Annotated in this window: 5 protein-coding genes; 3 read left to right on the forward strand and 2 right to left on the reverse strand. The window is 69.3% G+C overall.

Annotated features, from left to right (window positions below):
• Window positions 1–60: 60 nt before the first annotated feature.
• A complete protein-coding gene (locus HMPREF1138_RS01475; protein WP_009055705.1) occupies window positions 61–891 on the reverse strand; it encodes a DsbA family protein in 831 nt (276 codons plus the stop codon).
• Between the two features lie 103 nt (window positions 892–994).
• Window positions 995–1,291 (reverse strand): WhiB family transcriptional regulator, encoded by a 297-nt coding sequence (locus HMPREF1138_RS01480; protein ID WP_003790481.1) that lies wholly within the window; start codon window positions 1,289–1,291, stop codon window positions 995–997.
• A gap of 291 nt (window positions 1,292–1,582) precedes the next feature.
• Here HMPREF1138_RS01480 and HMPREF1138_RS01485 point away from each other — a divergent pair, with 291 nt between their 5' ends.
• From HMPREF1138_RS01485 to guaB, 3 genes are all read left to right on the forward strand, one after another.
• On the forward strand, window positions 1,583–2,503 hold the full coding sequence (locus HMPREF1138_RS01485) for a MerR family transcriptional regulator (protein ID WP_039936464.1): 921 nt from the start codon (window positions 1,583–1,585) through the stop codon (window positions 2,501–2,503).
• A 115-nt stretch (window positions 2,504–2,618) separates the two neighbouring features.
• On the forward strand, window positions 2,619–3,893 hold the full coding sequence (locus HMPREF1138_RS01490; protein ID WP_009055709.1) for an AGE family epimerase/isomerase: 1,275 nt from the start codon (window positions 2,619–2,621) through the stop codon (window positions 3,891–3,893).
• A gap of 146 nt (window positions 3,894–4,039) precedes the next feature.
• A complete protein-coding gene (gene guaB / locus HMPREF1138_RS01495) occupies window positions 4,040–5,563 on the forward strand; it encodes an IMP dehydrogenase (protein WP_009055708.1) in 1,524 nt (507 codons plus the stop codon).
• Window positions 5,564–5,631: the final 68 nt, after the last annotated feature.

Here is a 5,631-nt window from a genome sequence, read left to right on the forward strand (position 1 = left end):
GGAAGGATTCCTTCCGGGCCGCCCCCGTGTCGCGCCCGCCGAGGGGCGCTGCCGCTCTGGTCAGGAAGCGGCTTCAGCCGCCTGCGCCAGCACCGTGTTACGCACGTAGGAGGCGTCGCGGAAGCCGGGGATGTAGGCCTTGTTGATAAAGAGCGTGGGCGTGCCGGTGATGCCGGCCTGGTGCGCCTGCTCCTTGGCGGAGGTCACCTTGGCGACGGTGTGCGCGTCGAGCATGGTCGCGCGGAACTTGTCCAGGTCGGGCACGCCTGCCGTGGCCGCGAAGTCGACGAGGGCCTGCTCGGAATACTGGGGGTGTCCGCTCGGGTCGGCCGCCGCGTAGACGGCGTCGTGGAACTCCCAGAACTTGCCCTGTTCGGCCGCCGCGATGCCTGCCTGGGCGGCCAGGGGAGAGGACTCGGTGATCTGCGCGAGGTCATACCACTCGATGCGCAGGGTTCCGTCCGCGACCAGATCCTCAAGCTCGGGGTCGACCTGCTGAGCGAACTTCGTGCAGTAGGGGCACGCGAAGTCGGAGAAGACAACCATCGTCACGGGCGCATTGATGTCGCCCTTGGCCTGCTGATCGCCAGCGTCGTGGCGCATGAACGAGTTCATGATCGACAGGTTGTTCGGATTGGTCTGGCTGGGTTCGGCGCTCTGCTCCGCCGAGGGCATCTGTGCGGCTGCGGTCGGCGTGGCCGCAGGGGTCGCCTGGCTCGCAGGAGAAGTGGAGGAAAGCTGAACGCCCATCCACACGCACGCGCCCGCGAGGATCGCGGTGATCGGCGCGGTCACGAAGAAGAGCGTCTTGTAGATGGAGGAAGGAGAGCCCTCGGCGGGCGTCTTCGTCTCCTTGTCCGCGGACGAGGTCGTGGAATCCTTGGTGGTCATGCGTCCTCCCTGGGGAACGTCGATCGGCGTGGTGGGCGATGTCTGGGCAGTAAAATGGTGCGGCATCGCGGTGGCGATGCCGCACCGGCAGTGTTGTTGCGCGTCAGGAGACGCGACGTCCGCGTCCGGAGGAGCGGATCTCTTCGCGTCGTTCTTCCTCGGTCATTCCACCCCAGATGCCGTAGGGCTCCTGGGCGGCCAGAGCGTAGGACCGGCACTGCTCGATCACCGGGCAGGTCGCGCAGATCGCCTTGGCGTTTGCCGCGCGGCGCCGGCGCGTGGAGCCGCGCTCGCCCTCGGGGTGGAAGAACAGCTCGGTGTCCAGGTCTCGGCACGCCGCTTCGTACTGCCATTCCCACGCGTCGATCATGGGGCCGGGCAGACGGGAGACGTCAGTCATTGGGTGCCTCCTTCTTGTCTGTCGTGCCGACACTTTCGGCACACGATGTCCGCAAGAATAGACACTTGCGCGGTAGTTATTCAAGACCCTTTCTAGAAGTATGAGCCAGTTCTCAGAATGTGGGCGTTTGGACAGTGTAAATGCAGAAAAAGTCGCATGGGGTGCCTTGAACCAACATTGAACAACTTTTTGAATAACTTTGAGTTGCTCATCTCCTCCCTTCCTGTGGCGCTCGCGCGGCCGACAGGCAAGAATCTGAAGGGAGCAACACTCGAACACGCAGGAGGGGTCATGCCACGAGCCATACTGGCCACCAGCGCGCACGTCGACCGCTCCCGCACCGTGTCCTCCGTCGCCGACGAACTCGGCGTCTCCGCCTCCACCCTGCGCACCTGGGAACGCCGCTACGGCCTCGGCCCCGAAAGGCGCGAAGCCGGATCGCGACGCCGCTACCAACCCGAGGACGTCGAACGCCTGCGTGCCATGGTCAACCACGTGCACGCGGGACTACCCGCCGCCGAGGCCGCCAAGCGCGCCCTCGCCGACGTCTCCGCGCGCCCCGCCAGCGGCCCCCTCAACGCCGCGCAGCTGCGTTCCGTCGCCCTCGCCGACAACCTCCCCCGCCTCGAGGCCGCACTCGAAGCCGCCGTCGCCAGCCACGGCCTCGTCCACACGTGGTCGCGCTTCGTCGAACCCACCCTCAAATCCCTGCGCTCCACCCCCGGCGGCGACCCCGTCGGATGCCCGCCCGCCCTCATGCTGCTCAACGCCTTCCAGCGCGTGTGCCGCTCCGTCCACCTCTCGCGCCCCGCCCGCTCCCTCGTCGGCGGCGACCGCGTCGCCCTCATCGCCGACGCCCTCCACGAAACCCCCGCCCAGGTCATCGGCGTCGCCCTCGCCTGGTACGGATGCGACGTGCGCCTCCTGTCCAGCGAAAACTACGGGGGCGTGCGCGCCGCCGATCGCTTCCGCGAATACGTGCGAGCCGGAGTGCCCGCCCTCACCGTCGTCCTCGGCCACGGCCCCGCCTGCGCCGACACCATCCACGAACTCAATGCCCGCTACGGCGGCCCCACCATCGTCGTGGGCGCCGACGCCCCCGACGTCCTGGCCCCCCACGTGCAGCGGGTACGCACGATCAGCGCCTGCGTCGAAGAAGCCCTGGCCCTCCTGGCACCTCACGCCGACCTGCAACTCGTCGGACGGTCCTAACCCGGGCGAGGCCGGCCCGCCCCGCGTTGACGAGCCCTCCGGTCGGTGCGCGCACAGGCGCCAAGAGTCCTGGTCAGGTGATACCGTGAGGGTACGTACCGGCAGGAGAACAGTCATGAACGCCCCCTGGAACAATGAGGATCTACGCCGCGCTTTCGACGCCGACTTCGACGCGCTCGTCGCCTTCGCGTCCCGGTCAAAGGCCCGGGTCGGCTTCGCATTCCTGCGCGCCGACGGACAAGTCGATCTCGGGCGGCCCCTGGACGCCCGCATCAGCGCCCGCATGACCCACGTCTTCGCCCTCGCACAGATGCGCGGCACCGAAGGAGCCGCCCACCTCGTCTCCCACGGCCTCGCCGCCCTGACCGGGCCGCTGCGGGCGGCAAACGGCTCCTGGTACGCCGAGGTCGTCCCCACCTCCGAGACCAGCGCGACGCCGGTTCCACGCGCCGTTTCCTCCCAGCGCGCCCAGTCCGCCATGATCGGAGCGGCAGCCGCCGCACTCCTCGCGGGCCACGAGGAGGCTCGCGCCCTCCTCGCGGACCTTGACTACGACCAGGACCAGCGCTGGTGGGACCCACGCAGTGGCTCCGTGCGCGAAGAGATCGAGGCCGCGACCGGCGCGCGCTCGCCCCTGCGGCGCCTATCCACCAACCTCGACACCGCGCAAGCCTACCTGGCCGCCTGGGAAGCGACGGGGGAGCGCGCCTGGTTCGACCGCGCCCGCTCGATCCTGCGCCTCGTCGGCGAAATCGCCGCGCGCTGCGGCTTCGCCCTCCCCGACCTCTACGACGAGGAATGGCGACCCCTGCCCGCCTCGGCCGACCAGGCCCCCGTCGAGCTCATCCGCCCCGGCGACACGCTCCCCGGCCTCGGATTCAAGGCCGCCCGCCTCATCGGGCAGACCCACGCCATCCTCACTCACATGGAGGAGAAGCCCGGCCCGTGGATGATCGACACCGCGACCGCGCTCTACGAGCGCGCGCTCGCCGACGGGTGGACAAACGAGGGCGTGGGCGGCATCGTCTACACCCTCGACCCCGCCGGGCAAATCGCAGCCCCCCAACGCATGCACTGGGTCGTGTGCGAGGCCGCCAGCGCCGCCCGCGTCCTCGCCGAGGTCGTGGACCTCTCGCGCGCGCAGAACATGGCCGTCGACTACGCGCGAGCCATCGCCTGGGCCGACTCCCACGCGCGCGCCGGCATGGGCCGCTGGATCCACGAGGTCGCCCCCGACGGCTCCGTCTCCATGCGCGTGTGGGAAGGACGCCCCGACGCCCTCACCGCCGCCCGCATGCTCGCCCGCGGCTCCGCCCCGATCTACCTCACCGTCACGGGAGCAACCGCCCGGGCCGGCGCCCCCTCACCCCACGGTCGAAGCGCCGCCTGACCCGCGTTCGGGCCCCAGCCTCGTGCCGTGACGTGCCTCTCCCCGCGCCCGCGCCCGCCCCGCGAGCGAACCACAGCCTCGCCCTCCCCCGCGCCATGCGCGCAGGTGGTGACGCGAAAGCGGCGCCGACCACCTACAATTGGCCCATGGGAGAACTCGCAACACACGATCCTTTCGGCCTCACCGGCCTCACCTACGACGACGTCCTGCTCCTGCCCGAGCTCACGGACGTCGTTCCTTCATCCGTTGACACGTCAAGCCGCCTGACAAAGAACATTTCCCTGCGCGTGCCGCTCCTGTCCGCCGCCATGGACACCGTCACCGAGGCGCGCATGGCCATCGCCATGGCCCGCCAAGGCGGCATCGGCATCCTTCATCGCAACCTCTCCATCGAGGAACAGGCCGCGCAAGTCCGCCAGGTCAAGCGCAGCGAATCCGGCATGGTCGAAGACCCCGTCACCGTCGGCCCCGATGCGACCATCGACGAACTCGACCGCCTCTGCGGCCACTACCGCGTCTCCGGCCTGCCCGTCGTGAACGAGGACGGCACCCTCCTGGGCATCATCACGAACCGCGACCTGCGCTTCGTCCCCCAGGGCGAGTGGGCCACCCTGCGCGTGCGCGACTGCATGACCCCGCGTGACCGCCTCGTCGTCGGCCAGGTCGGCATCTCCCGCGAACACGCCAAGCACCTGCTGGCCGAACACCGCGTCGAAAAGCTGCCCATCGTCGACGAGAACGACCACCTGACCGGCCTCATCACCGTCAAGGACTTCGTCAAGACCGAGCAGTACCCCAACGCCACGAAGGACTCGCGCGGGCGCCTCGTCGTCGGCGCGGCCGTCGGCTACTGGGGCGACACCTGGGAGCGCGCCACCGCCCTGGCCGAGGCCGGCGTGGACGTCCTCGTCGTCGACACCGCGAACGGCGGCGCCCAGCTGGCCCTCGACATGATCCGCCGTATCAAGGCCGACCCGACGTTTGAGGGCATCGACATTATTGGCGGCAACGTCGCCACGACCGAGGGCGCGCAGGCGCTCATCGACGCGGGCGTCGACGCCGTCAAGGTCGGCGTGGGCCCCGGCTCGATCTGCACGACCCGCGTCGTCGCCGGCGTCGGCGTTCCCCAGATCACCGCCATCCACCTGGCCGCCCAGGCCTGCCGTCCCGCCGGAGTCCCGCTCATCGCGGACGGCGGCCTGCAGTACTCGGGCGACATCGGCAAGGCCCTCGTGGCCGGCGCCGACACCGTCATGCTTGGCTCCCTGCTGGCCGGCTGCGAGGAGTCCCCCGGCGAGGTTGTGTTCACCAACGGCAAGCAGTTCAAGCGCTACCGCGGCATGGGCTCGCTCGGCGCGATGAGCTCGCGCGGGCGCAAGTCCTACTCCAAGGACCGCTACTTCCAGGCCGACGTCACCTCCGACGACAAGATCGTCCCCGAGGGCATCGAGGGCCAGGTGCCCTACACCGGTTCCCTCGCGTCGGTGATCTACCAGCTCGTCGGCGGCCTGCACCAGACCATGTTCTACCTGGGCGCATCCACGATCTCCCAGGTCAAGGCCAACGGCCGCTTCGTGCGCATCACCAGCGCGGGCCTGCGCGAGTCGCATCCGCACGACATTCAGATGACGACGGAAGCGCCGAACTACCACTCCTCATCAGCGAAGTAATCGCAGGTCGAGCCTTCGGAATGGGCGGGAGCAGTCGGTGGACTGCTCCCGCCCGCTTCTTGTATGCA

Origin of the sequence: Actinomyces sp. ICM58 (assembly GCF_000283035.1) — a bacterium.
In the GTDB taxonomy this organism is placed as follows: Bacteria; Actinomycetota; Actinomycetes; order Actinomycetales; family Actinomycetaceae; genus Pauljensenia.